Source organism: Phytobacter sp. SCO41 (assembly GCF_003073275.1).
Taxonomy (GTDB): domain Bacteria; phylum Pseudomonadota; class Gammaproteobacteria; order Enterobacterales; family Enterobacteriaceae; genus Phytobacter; species Phytobacter diazotrophicus.
The window spans coordinates 1,163,327-1,189,096 of record NZ_CP027225.1 but is presented as its reverse complement, the minus strand read 5'-3'; the positions used below and the strand labels follow the sequence as shown (position 1 = coordinate 1,189,096).

Genomic DNA, 25,770 nt, shown 5'->3' with positions numbered 1-25,770 from the left:
GGACGGCCAACTACTCCTCTTCCCCGGCTTCCAGCAGCGCAAACCCACCGTTACCCTGCCAGGTGGCAAGGCGTGCATAGACAGTTTCGACGGCCTCTTTTACCGGGGGCGTCATCGGGTAATAAAAGCCGACGATATCCGGCTGAATACCGAGGAAAATCACCTCGCCCACATCCTCTTTTAACTGATCGATCAGGTAATTAAGCGGCATATTATGGGTGGTCATCAGGAACATCTCGGCAATATCGTCCGGATCGACAATACGAATCTCGCCAGGGTTAAGCCCCATGTCTGTCGCATCGACAATCAACAGCCTGTCGGGGCGAAGCTCGCGGATCGCTACGATGTCGTTTTCCGGCGCGCTGCCACCGTCAATCACCTGCCAGTTTCCGGGTGGAGTCGCCACACACATCTCCGCCAGCAGCGGGCCAGCGCCATCGTCACCCATCATGCTGTTCCCCACACAGAGCAATACGTCTGTCACGTTCTCTCCTCGCCACCTGATGGTGGTGTTTACCCGATCAATAGATTGTCGCCTGGTCATTTTTGACGTCCGGGAAATGCGCGATCGTCATTTTCGTCATCAATGGAATGCCCGAAGCTATCAGCGGCGGCTATTTTGCCGGAAAACAATGTATTAACGCCTTGATCCTTACCGCAATAAAGCGAATAACCCTGGCACTGTAATTGCAACACGCGCCTGATTAATGAGGAGGCAGTATGCATGAAATTACCTTGTGCCAGCGTGCGCTGGAGATTATTGAACAACAGGCGAAACAGCACGCCGCCAGGCGCGTAACTGAGGTCTGGATCAAAGTTGGCGCATTTTCTTGTGTAGAACCTGCCGCATTGACGTTTTGTTTTGATCTGGTCTGCCGTGGCACCCTGGCAGAGGGCTGTACACTGCACATCGAAGAACAACAGGCGGAGTGCTGGTGCGAAAGCTGCCAGCAATACGTGACCTTACTAAGCCAGCACGTGCGTCGCTGCCCGCAATGCAACAGCGACAATTTGCACATCGTCGCCGACGACGGCATGCAGATTCAGCGGCTGGAAATCGAGGAGTGAGCAATGTGTACGACATGTGGTTGTCAGGAAGGTAACCTCTATATCGAGGGCGACGAGCATAATCCCCATTCTGCGTTTCGCAGCGCGCCTTTTGCTCCCGCTGCCCGTCCGACAATGAAAATCACAGGCGTCAAGACCGACAATTTCAGCCCGACGGCGGCGGAAAATGGTGATTTACATTACGGTCACGGCGCAGCCGGAACCCATGCGCCAGGGATGAGCCAGCGGCGGATGCTGGAAGTGGAAATCGATGTGTTAGATAAAAACAATCGCATCGCCGCGCATAACCGCGCCCGCTTCGCCGCCAGACACCAGTTAGTGCTGAACCTGGTCTCCAGCCCCGGTTCCGGTAAAACCACCCTGCTGACCGAAACCCTGACCCGTCTCAACGCCCGTGTGCCTTGTGCGGTAATCGAAGGGGATCAGCAGACCGTTAACGATGCCGCGCGCATCCGCGAGACCGGCACCCCGGCGATTCAGGTCAATACCGGCAAGGGGTGTCATCTGGATGCGCAAATGATTGCCGACGCCGCACCGCGCCTGCCGCTGGCGGACAATGGCATTCTGTTTATCGAAAACGTCGGCAACCTGGTGTGCCCGGCCAGTTTTGATCTCGGCGAACGTCACAAAGTCGCCGTGCTGTCGGTGACCGAAGGCGAAGACAAGCCGCTGAAATACCCGCACATGTTTGCTGCGGCCTCCATCATGCTGCTCAATAAAATCGACCTGCTGCCTTACCTCAAATTTGATGTCGAAAAATGTCTCGCCTGCGCCCGCGAAGTGAACCCCTCTATCGAAATTTTTCTGGTTTCTGCCACCAGCGGTGAAGGTATGGACCGCTGGCTGGACTGGCTGGAGACCCAACGATGTGCATAGGCGTTCCGGGACAAATTAGCGCCATTGATGGTAATCAGGCGAAAGTCGATGTCTGCGGTATTCAGCGCGACGTCGACTTAACGCTGGTGGGCAGCACGGACGAAGCGGGGCATTCTCGCCTTGGGCAGTGGGTGCTGGTGCATGTGGGCTTCGCCATGAGCGTGATAAACGAAGACGAGGCCCGCGAGACACTGGCGGCACTACAAAATATGTACGATGTCGAGCCGGATGTTGGCGCGCTGCTGTTTGGTGAGGAGAGATAATGCGTTTTGTGGATGAATACCGCGCGCCGGAACAGGTCATGCAGCTTATCGCTCACTTAGGTGAGCGGGCCGCGCTGCTCACCTATACCGCGAAGCGACCGCTACGGGTGATGGAAGTCTGTGGCGGCCACACCCATGCGATCTTTAAGTTCGGCCTCGATCAGTTGTTGCCGGATAACATTGAGTTTATCCACGGGCCAGGCTGCCCGGTGTGCGTCCTGCCGATGGGGCGCATTGATACCTGCGTGGAGATCGCCAACCATCCGGAAGTGATCTTCTGTACCTTCGGCGACGCGATGCGTGTACCGGGGAAAAACGGCTCTCTGCTGCAGGCGAAAGCGCGCGGCGCGGATGTGCGTATCGTTTACTCCCCGCTGGATGCGCTGACCCTGACAAAGCAGAACCCACAGCGCAAAGTGGTCTTTTTTGGGCTCGGCTTCGAAACCACCATGCCCGCCACCGCCATCACGCTGCAACAGGCAAAATTGCAGGATGTGAGTAACTTTTTCTTTTTCTGCCAGCACATTACCATTATTCCGACCCTGCGCAGCCTGCTGGAGGAGCCGGATAACGGTATCGACGCGTTTCTTGCGCCGGGCCACGTCAGCATGGTGATCGGCACCGATGCCTACGGTTTTATCGCCGGGGAGTTCCAGCGCCCGCTGGTGGTGGCCGGGTTTGAACCACTGGACCTGCTGCAAGGCGTATTGATGCTGGTCGAACAGAAAATCAGCGCCCGTCATCAGGTAGAAAACCAGTACCGTCGCGTGGTACCGGACGAAGGCAACCCTCTCGCGCAACAGGCCATTAGCGAGGTGTTTGAGGTCCGGGGCGATAGCGAATGGCGCGGGCTGGGAATGATTGGCGACTCCGGGGTGCGCTTAACCGCGCCCTATCAGCGCTTTGATGCCGAAGCCCACTTTAACCCTGCGCCGCAGCAAGCCTGTGATGACCCACGCGCACGCTGCGGCGAAGTACTGACCGGCAAATGTAAGCCCCATCAGTGCCCGCTTTTCGGCAATACCTGTAACCCACAAACCGCGTTTGGCGCACTGATGGTCTCATCTGAGGGAGCCTGCGCCGCCTGGTATCAATATCGTGCTCAGGAGTGCGAAGTATGAATGAAGTCCAACTGGCGCACGGCAGCGGCGGACAGGCGATGCAACAGCTTATCAGCCAGCTTTTTATCGACGCGTTCGCGAACCCGTGGCTCAGTGAACAGGAAGATCAGGCGCGTCTCGATCTTGCGACTCTCGCCGCCAGCGGTGACCGACTGGCCTTTTCCACCGACAGCTACGTCATCGACCCGCTGTTCTTCCCCGGCGGCGATATCGGTAAGCTCTCCATTTGCGGCACGGCGAACGATGTGGCGGTAAGCGGCGCCGTTCCCCGCTATCTCTCCTGCGGGTTTATTCTTGAAGAAGGCCTGCCGATGGAGACCCTGAAAGCCGTGGTCACCAGCATGGCGGAAACCGCCCGCCGCGCGGATATCGCCATTGTTACCGGCGATACCAAAGTGGTGCAGCGCGGCGCGGCGGATAAGCTGTTTATCAATACGGCGGGCATTGGCACCATTCCGGCCAATATTCGCTGGGGCGCCAGCACCCTTGAGTCCGGTGATGTACTGCTGGTCAGCGGTACGCTCGGCGATCACGGTGCGACCATTCTCAATTTGCGCGAACAACTGGGGCTGGACGGCGAACTGACCAGCGACTGTGCGGTGTTAACCCCGTTGATTCAACAATTGCGCGATATTCCGGGCGTGAAAGCACTACGCGATGCGACGCGCGGCGGAGTCAACGCCGTGGTGCATGAGTTTGCCGCCGCCAGCGGTTATGGTATCGAACTTAACGAACGTGACCTGCCGGTGAAAACTGCGGTGCGCGGCGTGTGCGAGCTATTAGGGCTGGAAGCGTTGAATTTTGCTAACGAAGGCAAGCTGGTGATTGCTGTCCAGCGCCAGTCGGCGGAGCAGGTACTGGCTCAGTTACGCGCCCACCCGCTCGGCCAGGATGCCGCGATCATCGGCGAAGTGGTGGAGCGTAAAGGGGTGCGGCTGGCAGGCTTATACGGTGTGAAGCGTATTCTGGACTTACCGCACGCCGAGCCCCTGCCGCGGATTTGCTGATGTTGTTCTGCGTGGAAGCGCCACGTTGCCCGCATCGGTCTGCACAGCTATACCCATGATAAGAAAATGGGTATGGATAAACAGACAATGACCTGAGATAACTGACTCTTTCTCATTATCCCGGAGGCAACATGGCCGTTTCAGCTCGTAACCAACTTGTCGGTAAAGTCAGCGCAACCGCGCACGGTGCCGTAAACGATGAAGTGGAATTAACCCTCGCCGGAGGCGCGAAGCTTGTCGCTATCGTCACATCCAGCAGTAAGGAAGCGCTGGGTTTGAACCCCGGAAAAGAAGCCATCGCACTGATTAAAGCGCCGTGGATCACGCTGGCAACCGAGGACTGCGGCCTGAAATTCTCCGCCCGTAATCAGTTTGCCGGAGCGGTAAGCGCCGTGACCGAAGGGGCGGTAAATGCAACTGTACATGTCGCCACAGACGCCGGTTTTGAAATAGTGGCGGTAGTGACCAACGAAAGCTGTGAGGCGTTGCAACTGGCACTGGGGAAACGCGTCATTGCCCTGATTAAAGCATCGTCCATTCTTATAGCCACTCGCGGCTGAGAATAGATAACGCCGTGCCCGCCACGGCGTTATTTTTTAGGGCGGTATTTTTCCGGCAGTTCGGGAACAGGGCGTTTGTCATCAATCAGATGACGGATAGTCAACACAGGGTGTCGCCACAACATCCTCGGCCCGGCCCAGCGCATAATCTGCTTCATCTCTTCACGTTTAGCTGGCTGGTAACAGTGCACAGGGCATTGTTTGCAGGCCGGTTTCTCTTCGCCAAACACACATTTATCCAGCCGTTTATCCGCGTAATCATTCAACGCCTGATAGTGCGCTTCATCCGCCAGCGCCTGCGGACAGCGCTGCTGGTAAAGCGCAATCATAGAGCGAATGGTCAGTTTTTCGCGGCGAATGCGTTTTCCCGTCATCGTAGCCCCCTTTTAAAGATGCATTTATTTTACATCTATAAACGAGTCAGGCGAACACTTATTACCGCTTTTACGGCTGGTGCAGCCGTCTTTACACTTGCACCATCACTCCCCTTTTTCTGCCGCTTATATGCCATTGTGGTGCGCTTTTTCGCCACTTGCTCCTCATAACGGTGCACCCCGCCTCGCCATAGCGTGATAAGCCGCGCTTTTGGTGCGCTGGCATGTTTTCTGCATTTTAACTCTATCTTCATCAAGCGGAATGCAGGGGATGACAATGATAAAAATGACGCTTCCGAGCGCGCCTTACTACGATGAAATGCTCACCGCAGAAGGTCAGCAGCGCCAGCATTATGACGCCTGGTGGCACTGGTTACAGCAAACTGACCAGCATGCCATTCACCAGAAGAAAGAGCAGGCCGAGCTGCTGTTTCACCGCGTCGGCATTACGTTTAATGTTTACGGTGAAGAAGGAGGAACAGAGCGTTTAATTCCATTCGACAGCGTGCCGCGTATCATTCCGGCCCACGAATGGCGGATGCTTGATGCAGGAATACGCCAGCGGGTAAAAGCGCTCAACGCCTTCTTGTACGACATCTACCACCACCAGCATATTCTCAATGCCGGAATTGTCCCCCGTGAGCAAGTGCTTGCTAATGAGCAATATCAGCCCTGTATGCAGGGCGTCGATCTGCACAACAATATTTATGCCCATATCACCGGAATTGATATGGTCCGCGACAGTGACGGCGGGTACTACGTGCTGGAGGATAATCTGCGCACCCCATCCGGCGTCTCTTATATGCTGGAAAACCGCAAGATGATGATGCGCCTGTATCCGGATCTGTTTGCCAGTTCGCATATCGCGCCGGTCGAACGTTACCCCAGCTATTTGTTACAAACCCTGCGTGAAAGCACGTACGTTGATGACCCCTGCGTGGTGGTGCTGACGCCTGGTCGCTTTAACAGTGCCTACTTTGAACACAGTTTTCTTGCCCAGCAAATGGGGGTAGAACTGGTAGAAAGCGCCGACCTGTTCGTCAAAGAAGGCGGCGTCTATATGCGCACCACCGAAGGCCCGTGCCGGGTCGATGTTATCTATCGCCGTATTGACGATGCCTTCCTCGACCCGCTGGCTTTTCGCTCAGATTCAATGTTGGGTGTACCGGGCCTGTTGTCGGTCTATCGTTCAGGTGGCGTGGTGCTGGCCAATGCGATTGGCACCGGCGTGGCGGATGACAAATCTATCTATCCATACGTGCCGGACATGATCCGCTTTTATCTTTCTGAGGAGCCTATCCTCGGCAATATCCCCACCTGGCAGTGCCGTAAAGCCGAAGACCTGAGTTACGTGCTGGCCCATCTGGATGAGATGGTGGTGAAAGAGGTCCACGGCGCAGGCGGGTACGGCATGCTGGTCGGCCCCCGCTCAACCCGGGCGCAGATCGATGCGTTCCGTCAGCGGCTGCTGGCAAACCCCGGCAACTATATTGCACAAAACACGCTGGCGCTCTCTACCTGCCCGACCTTTGTCGAGGAAGGGCTGGCCCCACGCCACATTGACCTGCGTCCGTTTGCGCTGTACGGCGAAGAGATCAGGCTGGTGCCTGGCGGGCTGACCCGCGTGGCGCTGACCGAAGGCTCGCTGGTGGTGAACTCCTCGCAAGGGGGTGGCACGAAAGACACCTGGGTGATGGAGGAGGATGAATAATGTTAAGCCGCACCGCCAGCGAACTGTACTGGATGGCCCGTTATCTGGAACGGGCAGAGAGCTTTGCCCGCGTCCTTGACGTGACCTACAAATTATCAATGATGCCGCGCCACAGCCAGCAACAGCATGATTTAGCCCTGCCGCTCAATCTGACGTTCGGGCATGAGCTGTTTCAGGAGCGTTATGCCCGGTTCAGTATGAATAATCTGCTGAATTTCTTTGCCCTTGATGGGCAGAACCCGAGCAGTATCTACAGTTGTATAGAAATGGCCTGGAACAACGCCCATGCCGTGCGCGGCAGTCTTTCATCGGAAGTGTGGGAGTGCATCAATACCACCCGTATCGATATCCGCAATCTGCGCCAGACCGGGGTGGATAAAATTGGTATCGACGCCTTTTTTGACTGGGTGAAAGAACGTGCGCATCTGTTCCGTGGCGCCATGTTCGGCACCCTGCTGCGTAACGACGCCCAGTGTTTTATCCGTATCGGTACCCTGATTGAGCGCGCGTTCGCCACCGCCCAGTTGCTGGCGCTAAAAGATCAGCAACTCAGCAATGACCCGGATCCGGTACGCGAATATTACCGTCTTGATACGTTATTGCGTGCGGTGAGCGCCCGGGAGGCCTACCACAGCATTTATCGCCAGCCAATCAGCCGGGAGACCGTCACCGAATTACTGGTGTTTCGCAATGACGTGCCGCGCTCGCTGCATGCCTGCGTCGGCGACCTGGTTCAACAACTGGAGATGATTGGCAGCGAGCGGGCGCGCGTTCCGCTGCGTCTTGCCCATCAGTTGCATGTGGAGCTGCGTTTCGGCTCCCTTGATGATGCCCTGGCCGACGATCTTCAGGAGTGGTTAAACCGTTTTCTTACCAAAATCAACGAGCTGGCCGACAGTATCCGCCAGACCTATCTGGAGGCGTTATGAAACTGACCATTAATCACCTGACGCATTATCACTACGATGAAGAGGTGAAGTTCAGTACGCAGTATCTGCGTCTGACGCCGCAAACCTCTGGTCGCCAGTATATTAAGGAATGGAACCTGCTGTTGCCCGCCTCGGCGGTAGCGACGACCGATGCATACGGGAATCTGATGCATGTCTTAACCCTCGATCACCCTCATCAAGAGATAATCATTCATGCTCAAGGTGTGGTTGAGATCGCCGATAATGCAGAAGAAGAGGAAGAGATCAGCGAGTCACTCTCTCCGCTGGTGTTCCTGCGCACGACCCCGTTAACCGACCCGGACTCGCCGATCCGCGAATTTGCCCGGCGTTATTACCGCGAAGAGGATGCGGTTGGCAGCCTGGGAGAATTGATGGCGGAATTGCGCCTGAAAATGCCTTATACGCCCGGCGCCACCCAGGTTCACGACACCGCCGCCGTCGCTTTTGCCAAAGGAAAAGGGGTGTGCCAGGATCATACGCACGTTTTCCTGGCCTGCTGCCGTAGCCTGCGCATTCCGGCGCGCTACGTCAGTGGTTATGTTTATAGCCGGGATACCGAGCATGTGGCGATGCATGCCTGGGCAGAGGCCTGGCTTGATGGCCGCTGGCAAAGTTTTGATATCACTAATAACACGCGTGATCTGAACCAACATCTTCGCCTGGCGATTGGAATGGATTATCTGGATGCCTGCCCGGTGCGGGGTAGCCGTTTTGGCGGCGGCTGCGAAGAGATGTTTTCCGCTGCTGAGGTAAGTCTGTTTGAGCGACAACATCAGATGCAGCAGCAACAATGAATTAATAAAGGTATTTTAATGACTTACTGTGTGGCCATGCGTCTTTCCGACGGGCTGGTTTTTGCTTCCGATTCCCGCACCAATGCGGGTGTCGATCACATCGCAACGTTTAAAAAACTCCATGTGTTCAGCAAGGAGGGGGAACGGGTGCTGGTGATCCAGTCGGCGGGGAACCTGGCCACAACACAGAGTATTGTCAGTCTGCTTAACGAACGGATACAGGGCCAGCATACGCCAAACCTGATGCAGATGGGGACGATGTATGACGCCGCCACGCTGGTCGGGGAGACCGTGCGCGAAGTGATTCACCGCGACAGCGCGGCGCAGCAAAACAGCAGTACCAATTTTGGCTGCAATATGCTGCTCGGTGGGCAGATTGGCAACGAGGTTCCGCGCCTGTTTCATATCTATCCCGAAGGTAATTTCATTGAAGCGACGAATGATACCCCCTACTTTCAGATTGGCGAGAGCAAATACGGCAAGCCGATTATCGACAGGGTGTTGACGGTCGATACCCCTCTGGAGCACGCTATGTGCTGCGCCTTGATCTCCATCGATTCGACGTTACGCAGTAATCTGTCCGTCGGTATGCCGCTGGATGTCATGATTTATCGCGCGAATACCTATGATGCCAGCGAACAGCGACGCATCACGGAAAACGATCCCTATTTTACCGGTATCCGCAAAGCCTGGTCGGAAGGCCTGGTGAACACCTTCCGCCAGTTGCCGCCTTTTCCGGCGCAGGGCTAAGTTGGGCGAGACCTGTAATAAACAAAGAGCTTCTCAATGAGACTGGCAGTCATTAGCATCTTATCTTTGCTTGCAGCGTCAACGTCCGCGCTGGCATCAACATCGAACGAAGAGACAGTCGCGGCAGCGAAAGTCACCCTGGGCCAGGCGCTGTATAAGTCTGCGCTACTTACCGGCGCCATGCCGGAAGAAGGCAAAGCAGACCCGGCAAAAATGGGCCAAAAAATGGGGACCGAAATGTCCGAGCGCATCAATAACGTGGTGATTGGCGGCCTGAATCAGGGGGCAAATTGCGACGACATCACCGCGAATATTCAAAAAAGTTTTGAGATCATGCAAAGGGACGCGGTCAACCAGTTCTCCTCCTCTTCCGCCATTAAAAAGGCACTGGATAATGTACCGCTCAGCGCCGCACAGTACGCCGCTGCGGAATGCCAGAATTTAACCAGTCAGTAATATATTGTTCGGTCCCGGCGGTGAAAGCCGCTGAGGTCACTCTTCTGCCTCCCCTTTCCGGTATTGTTAACAAGTACTACACTGGCACAATAATAGTGATAAAACCCATTCCAAAGAAAATATTCACTCGTATGCTTTTCCATATTTTTATTACGGAAATTTTTCTTATGGTCAATAAAAAAAATACCAGATGGGCGAAATAAACATCCTCTTAATAATTACGTATAGCACCGCGAAATTATTTTATTGCCGGGAAACACGATCGCGATCGTATTATCGAAAAGCAACCATTGATAGAATTAGCATTACAATGCAATGGTTTTTAATTCAGTCAGAATTACATTCATTTAAGGGGAAATGTTATGCAATACCGAAACAGCTACGGCCAGTGTCTGGGGCAGGAAATGCAAGACTGGACGCCCAGAAGCACCCCTGAAAAATTTTCCCTTAGCGGAAATTATTGCATGGTTACACCGCTATCTGTCGATCATGCAGAAGATTTATTTCATGCCTGGCAAAGTATTGATGATGATCGTGACTGGACCTATTTACCTGGAAAACGACCCGCCACCAAAGAGGCGTGTTATAACTATTTTCGCGAGCTTATCGGCGCAAAAAATGGCATGCACATGTCGGTTATTGATAAAAATGACGACACCGTGAAAGGCATTTTCTGCATCACAAGGATTAATCCACTACACGGCACGTTCGAGCTTACGGATATCAACTGGACGCCAGCGTTAAAAAAGACACGCATCAGCACCGAAGCGATCTATTTAGTATTGGCTTATTTTATTGATGCGCTCCACTACCGCAGATGTGAATGGCGTACAAACATTTTCAATGACGGGGCGATTAAAGCTGCCGAGCGCTTCGGCTTTCGCAAAGAAGGAATATTGCGGGACAAAAAAGTGACTAAAGGCCACTCGGAAGACCTCGCACTGTTCTCAATCATCGCCAGCGAATGGCACGATTTAGAGATCCCGATCAAAGCCTGGCTGAGAGAGAATAATTTCGACGGTCTGGGACGGCAATTGAAAAAACTTAAGGATTTCCGCTAAGTAAACCGCCGTGGCCCCTGATATCGCAAAGCCGTTGCCTAGGGTATCATCATGCTTAACAGGTGCTGTGCAACAGGAAGAGGCGATGAGTCAACGTCGGGTGCTGATAATTGAAGATGATGCCGATGCGGCGGGCGTTCTTGAGGCCTATCTTAAGCGGGAAAATTTCGACATTGCGATTTGCGGCGACGGACGCATCGGGCTTGATATGGCACGGCAGTGGAAACCGGACCTTATTCTGCTTGATATCATGCTGCCGTCAATGAACGGCAGCGAGGTGCTGGCCGCAGTGCGTCGCGACGGGCTTACGCCTGTCATTATGATTTCGGCGATGGGCGATCTTCCCGATAAAATTGGCGCCCTGCGCTACGGTGCGGATGATTACATCGTCAAACCCTACGATCCCAAAGAGGTGGTTGTGCGGGTCCAGGCTGTATTGAGACGCTGTCATCATCAGGCTGAATCGCAAGAGATCCTGCGCTGGCAAGGTCTGGAAGTCGACACCACAGCAATGACCGCCACGGTAGCGGTCGACCATCAAAAACCGGTTTTACTTGAGCTGACGCCCACCGAATTTTCATTATTAACCCTGCTTATGCGCTCACCCGTTCGCGCCTGGTCGCGCCTCTCATTACTGGAACAGTGCCTCCCGGAAAGCGATGCTCTTGAGCGTGTTGTGGATACCCATATTTATAATCTGCGCAAGAAACTCGAATCCGCCGGAATCACAGAGGTGCTGCTCAACGTGCGTGGCATCGGCTACCGGTTCCGACAGCCATAACCCCTCCGGGCGATCGTTTCGCACCCGGTCTGCGGGTTCGATGCCCGATTGTAAAGGGGGAGGGATCCCCACATAAAATGCGAGCACGAACGGTCCCCTCTCCCTTGAGGGAGAGGGTCAGAGGGGGAAAATGCAGCTCGGGAGGGGGATTCCGTTCACCGCATGTTCATGGCGAAATGGAACCTCCGGACACGTGAACGGGTAAAGGGGAACACCGCGTTCCCCTTTACAATCCCCGCGGCCCCGCAAAGAAATCGGTGCTTCGCACTGCGTTCGCCTCCCGCCCCGCTGCCTGCGGTCGGTTTGACTCGAGTTACTCGCCCCATCCCTGGGGCTCGCCCTTCGGGCCAACGCGCTGCGTTGTTCAAAATCGTTCCGGACGATTTTGTCCTGTCTCGACAAACCTCAGTCCGCCATCCCTGGCGGCCTGCCCTTGTCATCGGGTCTTCGTCTCACCGATTTCAGCGGGGACTCAACCCCCTCGCTGTACGCTCTGCGCCAGGGGGGCCAAAGATGTCGCTGTGGTTATCATGCGGGAAAACAAGTCAGCCGTGGCTAAAAAGGTTGAAGATGTTCACAGTATCTGCGGGTTCATGATGCCTTACTAAGCCCTGCGTTCTACCTCCTTCTTTCGCATCAGCTTGCGGGAAAATCCGATCAGGCTACAATTCCCGCGCCGGATTCACACCGGCCACCTGCAAACAATAAAACAAAAGATCGTAAAGGAATCCGTATGATCATACGTCCACCTCAGAGCTGGTTTGTGCGGCTCTTTAACTGGCATGGCTCCGTGCTGTCGATGATTATCTTCCGGCTGGGACTGAACCTGTTCATGTCTATCGTGGCGATCATTGCCTGGCCGTACTACGAAAATCTGAACATTCACCTGACCGTTGCCCCGTTTAGCCTGCTGGGTATCGCCATTGCCATATTTCTTGGCTTTCGTAACAACGCCAGCTACAGCCGTTACACCGAAGCGAGAATGATCTGGGGTTCGGTGACGATCACCTCCCGTAGCCTGATGCGACAGACCGTCAGCGCCCTGCCTGACGATACGGCAATCCAGCAGAAGCTTTCCCACTACCTGACCGCGTTCAGTTGGTGTCTGAACCACCAGCTTCGCCAACAAGATGCCACCCAGGATATGCAACGTTTGCTGCCTGCGGACGCGGCGGCCGAGGTGATGAAAAGCACTTCGGCCTGTCATCGCATCCTGATTTTTATTGGCAAGGAGTACGCCAGCCTGCGCCGGGAAGGCAAGATCAATGATTTTGTCTGGCAGAATATCGATGAGAATCTTAACGAGCTGTCGCGTTGCCTGGGGGGCTGCGAGCGTATCGCCAACACGCCGGTTCCCTTTGCTTATGCGTTGATTTTGCAGCGTACGGTCTATCTGTTTTGTACCCTTCTGCCGCTGGCGCTGGTGTCCGACCTTCACCTGATGACACCGTTTGTTTCAGCGTTTATCTCTTACGCTTTCCTGTCATGGGATTCGATTGCCGAAGAGATGGAGCATCCGTTTGGTACACACCCCAATAACCTGGCGCTGAACGCCATCTGCACCACGATAGAACGCAATCTGATGGATATCACCGGGCAAAGTCCGCTGCCGCCATTGCCTGTACCGGATAAGCGTTTCAACCTGATTTAAACGACCACTCATGCGGTTATCGCGACCTGAAACGGGTCGCGATTACACCGACGCGCTTAGTGTTCGGGGGCCGCTAACGTCTGCAACTCTTGCGCATCATGGCTACAGAAAAAGGTAATTTCATCGCCGTGGCGGCAGGAAAGCGCCCGAAGTCGCTGCTGATTATGGCGTCTGGCATCATTATCCATTGCCATCATCCACTGATAAAAACGCAGGCCCGGCGTACAGTGGCGCGTTGGTTGACGCATTTCGCCACGATAAAACCATGCATCGCCACCGTGCAGCAGCCAGCCCTGCGGCTGGCGAATGGCAATCCCCGCATGCCCCAGCGTATGACCCGCCAGCGGGACCAGCAGGATGTCTGGCAGCAATCCTTCAAGCGCGGTCACCGCCTCGAAGCCATACCAGTTCTCCCCTTTTGGCTGGTAGCCAACCCAGCCGGAAGTTCCACCCCACTGTCCGGGTCGATAGCGCTCACGCGCCAGCCAACTGTGGCGCTGATGCGCGGTATCTATCTCTTGTTGCAACAGATGTATCCGGGCGTGAGGAAAATCGGTAAGCCCACCTGCATGGTCAAAATCGAGATGTGTCAGAATAATATGCCGCACATCCGCCGCGTTAAACCCGAGCGCTTCTATACGTGCAAGCGCCGTCAGCTCTTGCCGCCGTTGGATATTATTCATCAGGCGGAAAAAGCCAGACAAACGCTGGCCGGGGTGGCGTATATCGTCACGACCGAACCCCGTATCCACCAGAATCAGCCCATCCCGGTCCGTTTCAATCAGCAAACAGTGGCAGACCAGATGCGCGTGAAGCCCTTTACTAAACCCATCATAAAACGCGCCGCCAAACGGGCACATGCAACCACAGTTGAGGTGGTGAATTTTCATTAGGCCTCCGGATCATAGTCACTTTGCCTGCAGGGTTTGCTCGGATGCGCCAAAATGCGCGGTTTCGCCCTGTGCCTGCTCACCGCCGCCGGTTGTCCGCTTGAGTTGAATTACCTCGCCGCGTTGCCATGCGTTAGCGCCGTCAACGACAGGGTGGGCCACCAGATCTTCACGCTCACGCTTGATAGCCTGCGTTTGCACATTAAACCGACGGTCTCTGTCTGCCAGTAGCCGGGGATCAAGCTGCCCTTCCCCGGTAAAGCCCATCATTAGCGCCGGAATACCCAACGGCAGGGTCTTGTCACGATCGGTATGCCAGGTGTGCCAGGTTTTCCCGTACGTATTCACAATCTTTTTCATCAGTGACTTATCCGCCACTGCCGGTAAACCAGGGGCAATGAGACTCCCGGACTTCACTTCATACTGGTGGCTATGCCAAAGCTTTTTTTCTTCTGGCGGCAGGGTCTTAAATAAACGTTCGCTAATGATGTACTCAACGCCCATCAGCCGGGCATCTTTGGTGTTGCTGTCATAAATCACGGCCTGCATGACATCGTCATTAAGCACCGTCACATAGTGATGGGCTTCCATCTGGCCATTTTTATCGCCGTTATAGAAATGGAACCCGTCGAGGTAGGCGCTTATCGCATCGACTGGCGGGCGGGATTGAATCATTTGCGCACCGGTTTCGAGGGTGCGCATTTGGGCAGAGGTTTTTTCGCCGGGAACGGGGGTTTTCGGCGGCGAATTATTCGCCCCACATCCCGCTAACGCCAGGCTTGTTAACATCAATAGAGATAATGGTTTCATCCGCTCTCCTCACCACAGTGACATTATTGAACGTAGTACACTAAAGGAGATTGAACGATAAAAATCTTAAACTAAGCGGGATAATAAAAATAATACGCTACAGAATTACCGCATTTGGCATGATATTCCCCAATGCGTCAGACGTTCTCCTTATGTTCGTCAGCCAACAAAGCGTCACTTCCATCCGACTAAATTATAAAAGCACGACATGGATTTTACTTACTGTCGCGGAGGTGTAGATTGCCTTGCGTGGATCTTCACTGGATAGCTTAATGAATATTATTGATGTCATTATGTCAGCAGGAAAGGCGTCTGTTGATGTTGCGCTTTACACGCTTATTCCCGTCATGGTTGTCATGCTCATCGTGATGAAATACCTGGAAGCAAAAGGCGTCGTCGATGCCGTGGTTCGGCTGACCGCGCCAGTGCTCAAGCCATTTGGTATTTCCGGGATCGCCATCTTCGCCCTGATACAACTCAATTTCGTCAGCTTTGCCGCCCCCATTGCCGCCCTGGCCATTATGGAAAAAAGAGGCACCTCAGAGCGCCAGCTTGCCGCCGCGCTGGCAATGTTATTTGCGATGGGCCAGGGCAATGTCTTCTACCCATTGATCCCTTACGGGCTGCACTGGGGAAACGCCATCATCATTTCGATTTTTGGTGGGCTGGTCGCCGCTGCGGTCACTTATCATCTGTTCGGGAAAAAACTTTCCAGCACCGTTCAGAACGCGGCACCTGCCGAAGCGTTTAACGATAAATCATCGTCCAGTCTGATCGGTATCATTAATGGCGCGGGGGCAGATGCGATACGCCTGGCGCTGGGCTCGCTCCCCATGTTGCTGCTCTCGCTGACCATCGTCGGCATACTAAAAGAAGCGGGAGCGATAGACATTCTGACCCGGCTAATCTCGCCGCTGATGGCCTATTTCAGCCTTCCCGAGGTGTATGTGCTGCCAACGCTGACCAAGTGTCTGGCGGGTGGAACAGCCTACTTCGGGGTGATGTCAGAGCTTCTGCGAAAAGGGCTGGTGACGCCAGAACAGATGAACGCCTCGGCGGGCTTTCTGATCCAGACCTTCGACCTGCCAGGTATCGGGATTTACCTTGGGATCGCCAGCCGATTTGTCAGGCTTTTCCGCTATGTCATCCCCGGTGTGATGGTCGGGATCGCGGTGCGCAGCATCATCCACACCCTGTTGTATTAGCGATAAGCGACCTGTTTACCTGCAAAAAAAAGGATTACCGGCCCCCTACTGGCCAGTAATCCTTTTAGGGTCATCGCTAACGTTTTTTGCCTTGCAGTAATGCTCTCGGGATTTGACTGAATCTGCGTTTAGCCATTAACTAAAGCGTGATTCGCTCCCCTTCCAGCTATAAGTGTCATTTGCAACTAACGAATCACCCAGTTCCTGGTAAGCGAAATGGTAAAACTCTGCGCTGGCGCCATAGCCAGAGTAATCTACTACCGCCAGACCAACGAACGCACCGGTAAAGAACCCACCATAACTTTGCAGAACATAATCATCAGAGAGAATGGCGGCATCCAGTTTGACCGGGATTTCAGTGAATTTCACCCCATCAAAACTGTATTCATAGGTATAAGTTTGCTTACGAACTTTGGTGCGGAACCAGACATACTCAACGCCGTCCGGGATCTTGATGGCCTCATCTTTCAGATACGAGGTATATTTCCCGCGATTATTCTCAGCTATTTCGATCACTGATCCATTAATTTCATTCCAGGTGATGAAAACAAAGCTCCAGTGATGATCGTTATAGTAATTCGTTAACCCTGCCATTTGTTGATAATTAAACGGGTTAAATTTTACTTTAACTTGAGCATCAAAATAAAAAGCCTGCCAGCGTCGGGCAATAAGCGAAAGGTCATGGGTATTTGCTAACGAACCTTGCCCAACTAAGGTTAATTTCCCATTACCCGTGGTGCCCATTTTTTCGCTGAACGGAACACGGAGCGTATTCCAGTTGGGATCGAGCGTTGCGGTTTTAAACTCGTCATACTGGCTATGGTCTTTTGCGCTTTCGGTGTAAATGGCATCGACGGGGCCTTCAACAAAGGTTTTCCCCCCGTGGCCGCCATCGATACGCGGCCAGCCCTCTTCATCCCAAAATACTTTCTGGATAGACGTTTCCCGGCCCAGGGTTGACCAACCGCGAGGATCATAGGCGGACTCACCGGCACGATTCCATGGACGAGCGCAGAGCGAGGCGTAATACCATTCACCTTTGGGCGTCGAAACCAATGCGCCATGCCCCTGTTTTTGGATGTAGCTGTCCGGGGTATCGACGTTCGTTAAGAAAACGTCGCCGGGCTCTGTTTCAAAACTATTGGCATCCAGGGTTTTCGAACGCGCAACCACCTCCTGGTGGGTGAAAACGGTGCCTCCCTGAGCGGCAAAGAGATAATAATATGCGTTTATTTTGTAGAGATGCGGCCCCTCAACAAGTGCAACGGCAGTGCCCCGATAAAGGGTACGCGCGGTTTCTGGTTTCAATTTTAGGGTGCGGGTATCAAACTCAGTCAACGTGATACCATCAAAAGGGTGATGGTATTCCCGATGGTCCCAGGTTTGTTGCACTAAATATTTACGGCCATCGTCGTCATGGAAAAGTGACGCGTCAAAACCCACGCCATTAAGCTTAATGGGATCTGTCCAGGGCCCGCGAATGTCGGTTGCGGTGGTCAGGTAGTTTGTCATGTCTTTAAAGGCACCTTCTGTGACTTTGACATCCGTATACACTAACCAGAATTTGCCGTCAGCATAAGAGAGATCCGGAGCCCAAATCCCACCAGAGGAAGGATTGCCTTTCATATCTAACAGCGCGGTTGTTGATAATGGCGACGGCAGAAGATTCCAGTGTTCCAGGTCTTTTGACTCATGTAAACGAACGCCAGGGAACCATTCAAATGTGGAATTCGCAATATAGTACGTGTCATCTACACGGATAATACTTGGGTCTGGGTTAAATCCAGGTAATATAGGGTTTTGAATAACTGACATATCGTTTACCTTTTTAAATTATCCATTTTGTATTTATTATCATTTTTAATTTTTGAACTATACACGAATCTCATCAAGTTGACGGTTGATATCATTGACATTGTCATCTGAAATTGGATAGAAGTGAATGGCAACCATCGACATAATGGCTAACACTACCGGGATCCAGATAGCCGTCATATTTATTCCGGCGATAGCATTGGCATGCTGATATACACTGGTTTCGTTAAAGCCATAACCGGCCAGTAACCACAGAGGAAGCGCACCGCCAATCGTAAAACCTATCTTGAAGAAAATACCCATAATCGCGTTAATGATTGCGGCATTTCGCTTGCCTGATTTCAATTCGCCATAGGCAATCACTTCCGGAACAAGCGCCCACATAAAGCCAGTAGCCGATGTTAAGCCCCACTGTTTAATAAAGGTGGCGATGTACGCAAGCCAGAGGGCATCATGCATTCCGTCGAGTGACCAAATGTAAGTGAGAAATTCACCGACAATAAACATGCCAAGGAAAAGATGGAAAAAACCTTTTTTACCGAAAATCTTCTTAAGTTTTGGCCAAAAAACCGGGAATAAGATACCTGGAATTGAAGCTACCAGACCCACAGCCCCCATCCATTCTGAGTGGCCGACAACAAACTGATTGAAAAAGCCATTAGCCGTGTTCATGACAAACATGAAGGTAAAGGCCAGCATGAAAAACAATCCGAGAATAACAAGCGGTCGGTTATTTTTGAGTTCAAGGAAGAGGTCTGTCGTTTTTACGTTAGCTGTTTGTTCTTCGGTAGCGACGACGCGTTCTTTGGTTAATTTATAACAGAGGAAGAGCGCAACGGCCCCAATAACCATATAAATAGAGTAAACACCAAACCAGGCGTAGTTAGCAGAAGGATCGGTATAATTCCCCAGATTGAGATGCAGACCAAAAAAACCCGTATCCTTGAGGCTTCTGTCTTTTGGCGCAGCCATTTGCACAAACATGGGGAACAGCGTGTAGACAAGCAAATTAGCACTGTTGGCCAGCATCATTCGTGTACTTGTAAGCTTGTCAATTGATTCAGGATCCCTTGTTAATGAAGCATTAAGAGAACCATAAGGGATATTTACAACGGAATAGACTAAATCCAGGGCAAGGTAAATAATAAAAGCAAAGGGAACTGAACCTCTCACCCCAGGAATGGGGGCAAAGAGTAAAGCAGAAAGAATAACGAGAGGAATGCCTGCTCTTAAAAGCCAGGGGCGATATTTACCAGCTTTTGAACTTCTTTTGTCAACATAGGTTCCTACCATCGGGTCCCAAATGACATTGATGATACGGACAAAAAGAAATATAAACCCTGCAGTTGCTGTACTGATCGTATTCACAGTGAGCATGTGAAGAGCAAGGAAACCACCTATCGTACCAAAAACAAGGTTTTGGGCAAAGTCGCCCATCCCATAACCAATGCGTTCCACACGAGTTAACTTATGATACTCATCATGTCGATTGTGTATTAAGTTTTCACTCATTTTAATCACATCTCCGGTTTATTTTATAAATGAGGAATACTTTCTGACACAGGTAAGCCCGCAAAATCCATTACGTTTTTGGATTAAGTAATTATGTTTTTTTACTAGTGTGATCATTAGAACAAAGGACTTATACAAGCCGCACAACCCCGATGTTGACTGGTAATTCGCCAGTAATACCTGCGGCAGATGAACGCACCTGGCAAAACCGACATTTTATTTCAGCGCTTTTCACCTCTAAAGGCGAGAGCGCCAGATGACTCCTGGGGCTTTGAATACCTTGCCACATTTTTTTGCGACACTGCTCACAATTAAGCATTCTCTTAGCCATCGAGTGAAATAACGTAATTGAACGACCGGCCAGGAGAACAGAGGATGTACGCAGTCATCGTTTATTCATGGTTTCGTTCATGCACAGAAACGTTCGCGATATATTGCCATCGTGCTTCATTGCTCAACACATTAATACCTAGCATGGGTAATGGAGTTGGTGAGACGCTGTCGTTTTTATTTCTGACCTGTCGTGTCGTTGCCACGCGTTGAGAATCTCCAGACGCACAGTAATGTCAATGCGGCTTCGGGTTTGTATAGTGATGCGACAGGCGTATATGCTGGCAACACAATAGCAGCACGGGAAATAAGTGGATACCAGGATTAATGATGTTCAGGCAGCTCGATAACGTTACGCTTCAAATCAGAGAAGAACCCACCACGACAGCGATGGGGAAATACGAGGTGCTGATTGCTGAAAACGGGACAGGTATTACCGTTCCGGTTCAGATACTGGAGGCTGCTGTTCAGGTGGATGACAAACGGCTGTTGTTATTCCTTACTGATGATACGCCCTTCGAGGAAATGCTTAATATTGCGCTGATTGATCTGGATGATGGGGTGAAAGAGATACTGACGCTGGGTGGCGCGTACCTGACAGGATCGTTTACAGACCTGCATATAGCGCCGAATGCCGTTGAGTTTAGCTTTATCGGTGAGACAACATGGCGGGTTGAAATCCCTCCGTCACCCTTTGTGAAAGTGCCTTTTACCGGCGATCCGCGTGGTGTTTCGCGGTCTGTGGCCGTGAAACATTACATTAAAATTACTGCCAACCCTCCCCCCGCGCGGATAGACGGTAGTCGCTAAAGGTGGAGTAAGCGGGCAGTGTCAGTGTCGCCTGTTACGGTATTGCCTTCATGGTTTTCCCGGATGGCGGTGCAGGCGCCTTATCCGGGGCTACACTTGCTTAATCAGGGCATGAGGTTACTCGTCCGCACGCCGCCTTCGTTTTCAGGTTAAACAGTAAATAGCTTGCCAGAGACAGGCAACCTACCCCCACGGCCCCGTATATCAGCACGCCGGAAAAGCCTTCGGTAAGCACTGCTGTAATGATATCGCGGCTCAGCGAAACCTCAGCCCCACCGGCTATGCGTTCTGCCAGTACAGACTTGTCGCTCACGGTGTTCATATGGTTTTGCAAACTTTCGGCTATCCCCGAGACCAGTAGACTCCCCATGAGGGCAATATTGATGGAAAGCGTGATGAAGCGCGCGCTGATATCAATCCCGGATGCCATTCCAACGCGGTCAGGCTCGACGGATCCCGTGGTGGCGTTAGTGACAGGCGTATTGGTCAATCCCAAAGCGATCCCTGAGAGCAGCGCTCCAGGCAGCAAACTGAGCTGATATGTGACTGCCAGCGCCATCAGCGCAAACCCGAGGCCTATACAAAATAGCCCCAGCGGAATGACGCGCGAAGCGTTGAATCGCAGCGCTAATTTTTCCCCCAATGGCGGCATTAATAATGTCGGCAGCGTGTAGGCCAGAAGCGCCATGCCGGTCGCCATACTGCTGTACCCAAGCCCACTTTGATAATAAACCGGCAGATAAATCATCAGCGGCCAGAAGCTGAAATTCATGCCAATCGCCCCCATAAGCGCACCGGAAAAAGGCCTTATGCGAAACACAGAGAAATCAAACATGGGGTGTGAATGCCGTGTCTCAATAATGACAAAGAGTGCAGAACTGATTAAGGTGGCAAGAAAAATTAATCGCACTTCCAGGCTACTCCAGCCGATACTCCCGCCCTGAGTAATAAGCCAGGTGACGCCAACAACGCTCATCGTCAGGGTCATTAAACCAGCAACATCGAGTTTTTTTGTCGTGTTATCACGTGATTCCACGACGTTGTTCAGCGCCAGAACCAGGATGAGCAAAGCAATAATGCCATGCACCAAAAATACCCATTGCCAGCTAAACCACGCCACTAACATCCCGCCAATAATGGGGCCGAATCCAAGCCCAAATCCAAAGGTGATCCCCCAGGCGGCAAACGCCCGGCTACGTGCTTTTCCTTGTGGAAACTGGAACGACAGTATGGCGATCAGGCTGGTTAACATCGCGCCGCCGCTTAATCCTTGCAAGAAACGCCCAACGATAAGCCAGAATGCGCTTTCAGCCATGCCACATATTACCGAGGTCAGGCCAAAGCCAATGATGCTGATAATAAAAATGCGTTTACGCCCATATCTATCCGCTAATGTGCCGGTCGCCATTAATACCGCCGTGCATGAGAGGGTATAGGCATTCATGATCCACTGCAGCTCGCGAAAATTGGCCTGCATCTGCTTTTCCAGCACCGGCAAAATAACCGGAACACTGGATATTTCCAGTCCCGACATTAATGCGGCCAGACACACCGCCATCAGCGCTAATATGTTCTTCATACTCAGTTCCTGTGAAACGTTAACAGGGCGCCAGCATGAAAGATTTACGTGGCAGTAGAAATCCATGTCCGTGTCAGTTATCGTCAAGATCGTGCCATTTTCAACAACAAGGTTTCTATGCAGATCGCCTCCCCCCTTCACCGCCCTTCTTTTACGCTTAAAAACCGGCGCATGGTGCTGCTGGCATATGAATGCCTCTGCACGTTTGAATTTGGTATTGCCGCCGAAGCGTTTGGACGCGTTGATGAGGTGCTGGGTCGCCCCCTTTATGATCTGCGTGTGGCGTCGTTAGAAGACGGTGCTTTTGGCGCACAGGGGGGTGTTCGAATGGTGGTTGATGGCGGACTGGAACTACTGGAAGATGCTGGAACCATTGTCATTCCCGGCTGGCGCAACGTCTATGAATCAGCCCCGGAAAAGCTTATCGCGGCATTACAAAAGGCCTACCAGAAAGGCACACGGCTTGTCGCGATTTGTGCCGGGAGTTTTATACTCGCAGAGACGGGATTACTGAACGGCAAACGCGCAACTGCCCACTGGAACAGCACAGAAATTCTTGCGCAGAGGTTTCCTGAGGTGCAGGTGGAACATAGCATGATCTACGTTGATGAAGGCAGTATCGTCACCTCGGCGGGCGGCGCTGCGGGTGTCGATTTATGCCTGCACCTTATCCGGCGCGATTACGGTATTGAAGTCGCCAATCGCTGTGCGCGCCGAATGATTACCCCGCCCCTGCGGGAAGGCAGCCAGGCGCAGTTAATCCAACAACCCGTCCCGCAACGTCAGACCAAAAGCCTCGCGCCATTGTTGGACGATTTGCGCAATCACCTCAATACGCCCATGGTAATTGAACAACTGGCTCGCAAAGTGGGAATGAGCCGTCGAACCTTTATACGTCGATTTTATGACGCCACCGGCACCTCACCGGGGGAGTGGATGCTCAACGTTCGTCTTGAAAAAGCCTGTACTCTTCTGGAAAGCGAAAGGCTAAGCATCGATCATGTTGCAGAGCAGGCCGGGTTCGGCTCACCTGAAACGCTGCGCCATCATTTCAGACGGCGATTTAAAACGACGCCAACGCAATGGCGCAAGGCATTCCGCGAGCGAGCAATGATGCCCGCCTGCTGATACAGACAGTGTCATTGCCCACGGCTTTTATTTTTAGCGGTAATCAGTGCGTTGGATTATTAATTTTGTACATAAACGTTGTCGTCTGAAGCGTATTATCGATAGACCTTGCGTAACAGGGGATTGTCCCGGCAATCTGCCAGCCCAGGGAAAGATATAAATCGCTGGCGACATCGCCACTGCGTGTATCAAGAACAAGCAATGAAATCTCTTTTTCCCAGGCCATAGCCTCTGCCCTATTCATTAACTCTCTGGCAATCCCCTGACGACGCGCCTGCGGGTGAACGAGCAGTTTGGATATTTCAGCACGATGACGCCCATTAGGCGTTCGGCAATAATTAATGAAAACGGTTGCGGCTAAAAACCCGTTATCGCGGGCGATAAATAACTCACAGTCGTGACTGGCAAGACTATAAATTTTATCTTTCCAGAAGCTATCTATTGCCCGACGATCGTTGGGATCGGTAAAACCTACGCTTGCCCCATCCTTTACACAAGCCTGTAATACGTCACCTAATTCCGGTAAGCATTGATGCGCCTGTGTAGCACTGAGAATTTCATATTCAATCATGATTTACATACCACCAAAATGTAATGGGCACCGAGGCTTTCATGCGCGCTAAAAGATGAAGAGCCTGATAAATGAAAACGTAAACTGTCACCTTCTTTCAAGGTCCATTGTTCACTGTTCATCGCAATGGTTAATTCACCGGAATATAACCATATATATTGTTCAAGCCCCTGAACGGGAGGGTTGGAATATTCAATGAAAGCACCCGGACGCAATTTTCCTTCAACCATCTCGCATCTGAATTGATTCGAAGGGGGTATTAACATGCGTCGCTCAAACCCATTAAGCTCATCCTGCCACAGGGTTTGTTGGTCAACCCGGAACAGATTATCCGCAGCCTGTTCAACCTCGCTAATAAGCCGGGACATCGTCATTCCGTATACAATACAGAGTTGGTTGAGGACCTCTGCTGTCGGGCTGACTTCACTGCGTTCAATGCGTGACAAAGATGCCCTGCTGATGCCTGACGCAGCGGAAAGCTCCTCAAGCGACCAGTTATGTTGTAAGCGCAGCGCCGCCAGGCGTGCGGCTAAGCGTGCTCTGTAATCTTCATTGTTCATGACGCATCTCTTATGTGAGAATTTATTCCCATAAGTGAGATTACCGATTACTGAAATACTGTCAAGCGCTATTGCACCGCTTAGCGTTTAACCCTCCCCCGACTGCGGGCGCTGGGGTGGCGAAGAGCTTCATTGTGTTTCAGGTAAGGGGAGCTGAAAACGCGTTCGAATCGCTGTAGCGATACCCGATGCATCGAGCCTGCAATCAGCCAGTAGCGTTAGCGGGTCGCCATGGTCAATAAGGTGACGTTGTCGAGCCTTTCTCGCCCTGCAACCGAGATAGCTGCCAGCGATTCAGGCTGATCCATTTCGCCATCGCCCAGAAACGCCCACACTTTACGCCCCTGATGTTCCAGCATTCCACGATACTCGAGATAGCGCATAAACCGGGCCTGATAGACCGCAATCGACGGGCCAGGCCCCATCGATACCGTCGGGAATTGCCAGAAGTCGGGCATCAAACGGGGGTGTGGGTAGGAAGAGAGGCCATCACGCCCGAATTATGAATTGCAAATGCAATCCTCGCGTTCATAATGCTAAGTCAGGTATAATTGCAATTGCAACTAAAAAAATGAAAGGAGCCCGCCATGGAGAAGAATCAAACGGATCTCTGGTTTTCGTTTGTACGCGCTCATCGCTTGATGATTCGTGAAGTGGAGAGCCGTCTGGCAGCCGCGAAACTGCCCGCCTATGCCTGGTACGACGTACTTTGGGGGCTGGAAAGTGGGCAAGGTGGCACCCGTCGGATGCATGAACTGGCCGATGCGCTGGCAATAGAGCGCTACAATCTCACGCGTCTGGTAGACCGCCTGGAACAGGAAGGGCTGGTCGAGCGCACCCGTTCGCCCGATGACGGTCGTGCGGCGTATGCCACCATCACTAAGGAAGGGCGTGCGCTACGCAAGAAAATGTGGAAAGTCTATGAAAGTGCGGTGGCAGAACTTTTTCTGAGCCAGTTCAGTACCGACGAGCAGAGCACCTTCTCTGCCGCGCTGGACCAGGTCGCTGCTGCGGCCCGCGCACAAAAGGCGCTGCGTTAACAGCGCCACAGAATAACGCCCGTATGCCTTTGGCATGAAGGCGTTCACCCGCACAGACATGGTTCGAACCGCCAGGCGCGTTACGCCTTTTTGCCGA

The 25,770-nt window shown here is 52.6% G+C and carries 27 protein-coding genes and 1 pseudogene; 18 read left to right on the top strand and 10 right to left on the bottom strand.

Annotated elements, in window-relative coordinates:
* Nucleotides 1–10 precede the first annotated feature (10 nt).
* Nucleotides 11–484 (bottom strand): hydrogenase maturation peptidase HycI, encoded by a 474-nt coding sequence (gene hycI, locus C5523_RS05820; RefSeq protein ID WP_039077644.1) that lies wholly within the window; start codon nt 482–484, stop codon nt 11–13.
* 236 nt (nt 485–720) lie between these two features.
* Here hycI and hypA point away from each other — a divergent pair, with 236 nt between their 5' ends.
* The 6 genes from hypA (at nt 721) to C5523_RS05785 (ending at nt 4,895) form a co-directional block, all read left to right on the top strand.
* Nucleotides 721–1,068: a hydrogenase maturation nickel metallochaperone HypA gene (hypA, locus tag C5523_RS05810; protein ID WP_071194748.1), complete on the top strand. Its 348-nt coding sequence runs from the start codon at nt 721–723 to the stop codon at nt 1,066–1,068.
* Between the two features lie 3 nt (nt 1,069–1,071).
* Nucleotides 1,072–1,944 carry a hydrogenase nickel incorporation protein HypB gene (gene hypB, locus C5523_RS05805; RefSeq protein ID WP_039077646.1) on the top strand — a complete coding sequence of 291 codons (873 nt, stop codon included), beginning with the start codon at nt 1,072–1,074 and terminating at the stop codon, nt 1,942–1,944.
* Nucleotides 1,935–2,207 carry a HypC/HybG/HupF family hydrogenase formation chaperone gene (locus C5523_RS05800; protein WP_039077647.1) on the top strand — a complete coding sequence of 91 codons (273 nt, stop codon included), beginning with the start codon at nt 1,935–1,937 and terminating at the stop codon, nt 2,205–2,207. The genes hypB and C5523_RS05800 overlap by 10 nt, the downstream gene beginning before the upstream one ends.
* Nucleotides 2,207–3,328 (top strand): hydrogenase formation protein HypD, encoded by a 1,122-nt coding sequence (hypD, locus tag C5523_RS05795; protein WP_108700743.1) that lies wholly within the window; start codon nt 2,207–2,209, stop codon nt 3,326–3,328. The genes C5523_RS05800 and hypD overlap by 1 nt, the downstream gene beginning before the upstream one ends.
* Nucleotides 3,325–4,335, top strand: coding sequence for a hydrogenase expression/formation protein HypE (gene hypE, locus C5523_RS05790; protein WP_108700742.1), 1,011 nt, complete (start codon nt 3,325–3,327; stop codon nt 4,333–4,335). Before hypD ends, hypE begins: the two co-directional genes overlap by 4 nt.
* 131 nt (nt 4,336–4,466) lie before the next feature.
* On the top strand, nt 4,467–4,895 hold the full coding sequence (locus tag C5523_RS05785) for a molybdopterin-binding protein (RefSeq protein WP_039077650.1): 429 nt from the start codon (nt 4,467–4,469) through the stop codon (nt 4,893–4,895).
* A gap of 29 nt (nt 4,896–4,924) precedes the next feature.
* Here the strand turns inward: C5523_RS05785 and C5523_RS05780 are convergent, their stop codons facing one another.
* Nucleotides 4,925–5,269 (bottom strand): nitrous oxide-stimulated promoter family protein, encoded by a 345-nt coding sequence (locus C5523_RS05780; protein ID WP_039077651.1) that lies wholly within the window; start codon nt 5,267–5,269, stop codon nt 4,925–4,927.
* Between the two features lie 277 nt (nt 5,270–5,546).
* On the opposite strand from C5523_RS05780, the gene C5523_RS05775 reads away from it, so the two are divergent.
* The 8 genes from C5523_RS05775 (at nt 5,547) to C5523_RS05740 (ending at nt 13,423) form a co-directional block, all read left to right on the top strand.
* Nucleotides 5,547–6,980: a circularly permuted type 2 ATP-grasp protein gene (locus C5523_RS05775; protein ID WP_039077653.1), complete on the top strand. Its 1,434-nt coding sequence runs from the start codon at nt 5,547–5,549 to the stop codon at nt 6,978–6,980.
* Nucleotides 6,980–7,909 (top strand): alpha-E domain-containing protein, encoded by a 930-nt coding sequence (locus tag C5523_RS05770; protein WP_039077654.1) that lies wholly within the window; start codon nt 6,980–6,982, stop codon nt 7,907–7,909. The genes C5523_RS05775 and C5523_RS05770 overlap by 1 nt, the downstream gene beginning before the upstream one ends.
* Entirely contained in the window at nt 7,906–8,724 is an 819-nt protein-coding gene (locus tag C5523_RS05765; protein WP_039077655.1) for a transglutaminase family protein, read from the top strand. The genes C5523_RS05770 and C5523_RS05765 overlap by 4 nt, the downstream gene beginning before the upstream one ends.
* Before the next feature lie 18 nt (nt 8,725–8,742).
* Nucleotides 8,743–9,474: a proteasome-type protease gene (locus C5523_RS05760; RefSeq protein WP_071194752.1), complete on the top strand. Its 732-nt coding sequence runs from the start codon at nt 8,743–8,745 to the stop codon at nt 9,472–9,474.
* Between the two features lie 36 nt (nt 9,475–9,510).
* A complete protein-coding gene (locus tag C5523_RS05755; protein WP_108700741.1) occupies nt 9,511–9,930 on the top strand; it encodes a hypothetical protein in 420 nt (139 codons plus the stop codon).
* Nucleotides 9,931–10,292: 362 nt separating this feature from the next.
* On the top strand, nt 10,293–10,991 hold the full coding sequence (locus C5523_RS05750; protein ID WP_039077658.1) for a GNAT family N-acetyltransferase: 699 nt from the start codon (nt 10,293–10,295) through the stop codon (nt 10,989–10,991).
* Nucleotides 10,992–11,076: 85 nt separating this feature from the next.
* Entirely contained in the window at nt 11,077–11,772 is a 696-nt protein-coding gene (locus tag C5523_RS05745; protein WP_108700740.1) for a response regulator, read from the top strand.
* Between the two features lie 733 nt (nt 11,773–12,505).
* Entirely contained in the window at nt 12,506–13,423 is a 918-nt protein-coding gene (locus tag C5523_RS05740; protein ID WP_039077660.1) for a bestrophin family protein, read from the top strand.
* 56 nt (nt 13,424–13,479) lie between these two features.
* Here C5523_RS05740 and C5523_RS05735 read toward each other — a convergent pair whose 3' ends face one another.
* On the bottom strand, nt 13,480–14,313 hold the full coding sequence (locus tag C5523_RS05735) for an MBL fold metallo-hydrolase (RefSeq protein ID WP_071194754.1): 834 nt from the start codon (nt 14,311–14,313) through the stop codon (nt 13,480–13,482).
* An 18-nt stretch (nt 14,314–14,331) separates the two neighbouring features.
* Nucleotides 14,332–15,123 (bottom strand): OBAP family protein, encoded by a 792-nt coding sequence (locus C5523_RS05730; protein ID WP_108700739.1) that lies wholly within the window; start codon nt 15,121–15,123, stop codon nt 14,332–14,334.
* A 272-nt stretch (nt 15,124–15,395) separates the two neighbouring features.
* On the opposite strand from C5523_RS05730, the gene C5523_RS05725 reads away from it, so the two are divergent.
* Nucleotides 15,396–16,328, top strand: a complete 933-nt coding sequence (locus C5523_RS05725) for a nucleoside recognition domain-containing protein (RefSeq protein WP_108700738.1) — start codon at nt 15,396–15,398, stop codon at nt 16,326–16,328.
* 135 nt (nt 16,329–16,463) lie between these two features.
* Here the strand turns inward: C5523_RS05725 and C5523_RS05720 are convergent, their stop codons facing one another.
* On the bottom strand, nt 16,464–18,143 hold the full coding sequence (locus C5523_RS05720) for a glycoside hydrolase family 43 protein (RefSeq protein WP_108700737.1): 1,680 nt from the start codon (nt 18,141–18,143) through the stop codon (nt 16,464–16,466).
* Nucleotides 18,144–18,200: 57 nt separating this feature from the next.
* Entirely contained in the window at nt 18,201–19,640 is a 1,440-nt protein-coding gene (locus C5523_RS05715) for an MFS transporter (protein WP_162303324.1), read from the bottom strand.
* Nucleotides 19,641–20,312: 672 nt separating this feature from the next.
* On the opposite strand from C5523_RS05715, the gene C5523_RS05710 reads away from it, so the two are divergent.
* Nucleotides 20,313–20,795, top strand: a complete 483-nt coding sequence (locus tag C5523_RS05710) for a hypothetical protein (RefSeq protein WP_223878772.1) — start codon at nt 20,313–20,315, stop codon at nt 20,793–20,795.
* A 100-nt stretch (nt 20,796–20,895) separates the two neighbouring features.
* On the opposite strand, the gene C5523_RS05705 is transcribed toward C5523_RS05710, so the two are convergent.
* On the bottom strand, nt 20,896–22,374 hold the full coding sequence (locus tag C5523_RS05705) for an MFS transporter (RefSeq protein WP_108700736.1): 1,479 nt from the start codon (nt 22,372–22,374) through the stop codon (nt 20,896–20,898).
* A gap of 117 nt (nt 22,375–22,491) precedes the next feature.
* Between C5523_RS05705 and C5523_RS05700 the strand changes: the two genes are divergently transcribed.
* On the top strand, nt 22,492–23,502 hold the full coding sequence (locus C5523_RS05700; protein WP_108702289.1) for a helix-turn-helix domain-containing protein: 1,011 nt from the start codon (nt 22,492–22,494) through the stop codon (nt 23,500–23,502).
* A 43-nt stretch (nt 23,503–23,545) separates the two neighbouring features.
* On the opposite strand, the gene C5523_RS05695 is transcribed toward C5523_RS05700, so the two are convergent.
* From C5523_RS05695 to aceE, 3 genes and pseudogenes are all read right to left on the bottom strand, one after another.
* On the bottom strand, nt 23,546–24,073 hold the full coding sequence (locus C5523_RS05695; protein ID WP_039077668.1) for a GNAT family N-acetyltransferase: 528 nt from the start codon (nt 24,071–24,073) through the stop codon (nt 23,546–23,548).
* Entirely contained in the window at nt 24,070–24,633 is a 564-nt protein-coding gene (locus tag C5523_RS05690) for a helix-turn-helix domain-containing protein (RefSeq protein WP_039077669.1), read from the bottom strand. Before C5523_RS05690 ends, C5523_RS05695 begins: the two co-directional genes overlap by 4 nt.
* 236 nt (nt 24,634–24,869) lie before the next feature.
* Nucleotides 24,870–25,124: pseudogene (gene aceE / locus C5523_RS05685) on the bottom strand (pyruvate dehydrogenase (acetyl-transferring), homodimeric type); the annotation flags it as partial.
* Between the two features lie 96 nt (nt 25,125–25,220).
* Here aceE and C5523_RS05680 point away from each other — a divergent pair.
* A complete protein-coding gene (locus C5523_RS05680) occupies nt 25,221–25,673 on the top strand; it encodes a MarR family winged helix-turn-helix transcriptional regulator (RefSeq protein WP_108700735.1) in 453 nt (150 codons plus the stop codon).
* Nucleotides 25,674–25,770 lie beyond the last annotated feature (97 nt).

What these genes read in the sequence shown, in the direction of transcription:
- hypA (WP_071194748.1), top strand. Translation starts at nt 721, where the DNA reads ATGCATGAAATTACCTTGTGCCAGCGTGCGCTGGAGATTATTGAACAA.
- hypB (WP_039077646.1), top strand. Translation starts at nt 1,072, where the DNA reads ATGTGTACGACATGTGGTTGTCAGGAAGGTAACCTCTATATCGAGGGC.
- C5523_RS05800 (WP_039077647.1), top strand. Translation starts at nt 1,935, where the DNA reads ATGTGCATAGGCGTTCCGGGACAAATTAGCGCCATTGATGGTAATCAG.
- hypD (WP_108700743.1), top strand. Translation starts at nt 2,207, where the DNA reads ATGCGTTTTGTGGATGAATACCGCGCGCCGGAACAGGTCATGCAGCTT.
- hypE (WP_108700742.1), top strand. Translation starts at nt 3,325, where the DNA reads ATGAATGAAGTCCAACTGGCGCACGGCAGCGGCGGACAGGCGATGCAA.
- C5523_RS05785 (WP_039077650.1), top strand. Translation starts at nt 4,467, where the DNA reads ATGGCCGTTTCAGCTCGTAACCAACTTGTCGGTAAAGTCAGCGCAACC.
- C5523_RS05780 (WP_039077651.1), bottom strand. Translation starts at nt 5,269, where the DNA reads ATGACGGGAAAACGCATTCGCCGCGAAAAACTGACCATTCGCTCTATG.
- C5523_RS05775 (WP_039077653.1), top strand. Translation starts at nt 5,547, where the DNA reads ATGATAAAAATGACGCTTCCGAGCGCGCCTTACTACGATGAAATGCTC.
- C5523_RS05770 (WP_039077654.1), top strand. Translation starts at nt 6,980, where the DNA reads ATGTTAAGCCGCACCGCCAGCGAACTGTACTGGATGGCCCGTTATCTG.
- C5523_RS05765 (WP_039077655.1), top strand. Translation starts at nt 7,906, where the DNA reads ATGAAACTGACCATTAATCACCTGACGCATTATCACTACGATGAAGAG.
- C5523_RS05760 (WP_071194752.1), top strand. Translation starts at nt 8,743, where the DNA reads ATGACTTACTGTGTGGCCATGCGTCTTTCCGACGGGCTGGTTTTTGCT.
- C5523_RS05755 (WP_108700741.1), top strand. Translation starts at nt 9,511, where the DNA reads ATGAGACTGGCAGTCATTAGCATCTTATCTTTGCTTGCAGCGTCAACG.
- C5523_RS05750 (WP_039077658.1), top strand. Translation starts at nt 10,293, where the DNA reads ATGCAATACCGAAACAGCTACGGCCAGTGTCTGGGGCAGGAAATGCAA.
- C5523_RS05745 (WP_108700740.1), top strand. Translation starts at nt 11,077, where the DNA reads ATGAGTCAACGTCGGGTGCTGATAATTGAAGATGATGCCGATGCGGCG.
- C5523_RS05740 (WP_039077660.1), top strand. Translation starts at nt 12,506, where the DNA reads ATGATCATACGTCCACCTCAGAGCTGGTTTGTGCGGCTCTTTAACTGG.
- C5523_RS05735 (WP_071194754.1), bottom strand. Translation starts at nt 14,313, where the DNA reads ATGAAAATTCACCACCTCAACTGTGGTTGCATGTGCCCGTTTGGCGGC.
- C5523_RS05730 (WP_108700739.1), bottom strand. Translation starts at nt 15,123, where the DNA reads ATGAAACCATTATCTCTATTGATGTTAACAAGCCTGGCGTTAGCGGGA.
- C5523_RS05725 (WP_108700738.1), top strand. Translation starts at nt 15,396, where the DNA reads ATGAATATTATTGATGTCATTATGTCAGCAGGAAAGGCGTCTGTTGAT.
- C5523_RS05720 (WP_108700737.1), bottom strand. Translation starts at nt 18,143, where the DNA reads ATGTCAGTTATTCAAAACCCTATATTACCTGGATTTAACCCAGACCCA.
- C5523_RS05710 (WP_223878772.1), top strand. Translation starts at nt 20,313, where the DNA reads ATGATGTTCAGGCAGCTCGATAACGTTACGCTTCAAATCAGAGAAGAA.
- C5523_RS05705 (WP_108700736.1), bottom strand. Translation starts at nt 22,374, where the DNA reads ATGAAGAACATATTAGCGCTGATGGCGGTGTGTCTGGCCGCATTAATG.
- C5523_RS05700 (WP_108702289.1), top strand. Translation starts at nt 22,492, where the DNA reads ATGCAGATCGCCTCCCCCCTTCACCGCCCTTCTTTTACGCTTAAAAAC.
- C5523_RS05695 (WP_039077668.1), bottom strand. Translation starts at nt 24,073, where the DNA reads ATGATTGAATATGAAATTCTCAGTGCTACACAGGCGCATCAATGCTTA.
- C5523_RS05690 (WP_039077669.1), bottom strand. Translation starts at nt 24,633, where the DNA reads ATGAACAATGAAGATTACAGAGCACGCTTAGCCGCACGCCTGGCGGCG.
- C5523_RS05680 (WP_108700735.1), top strand. Translation starts at nt 25,221, where the DNA reads ATGGAGAAGAATCAAACGGATCTCTGGTTTTCGTTTGTACGCGCTCAT.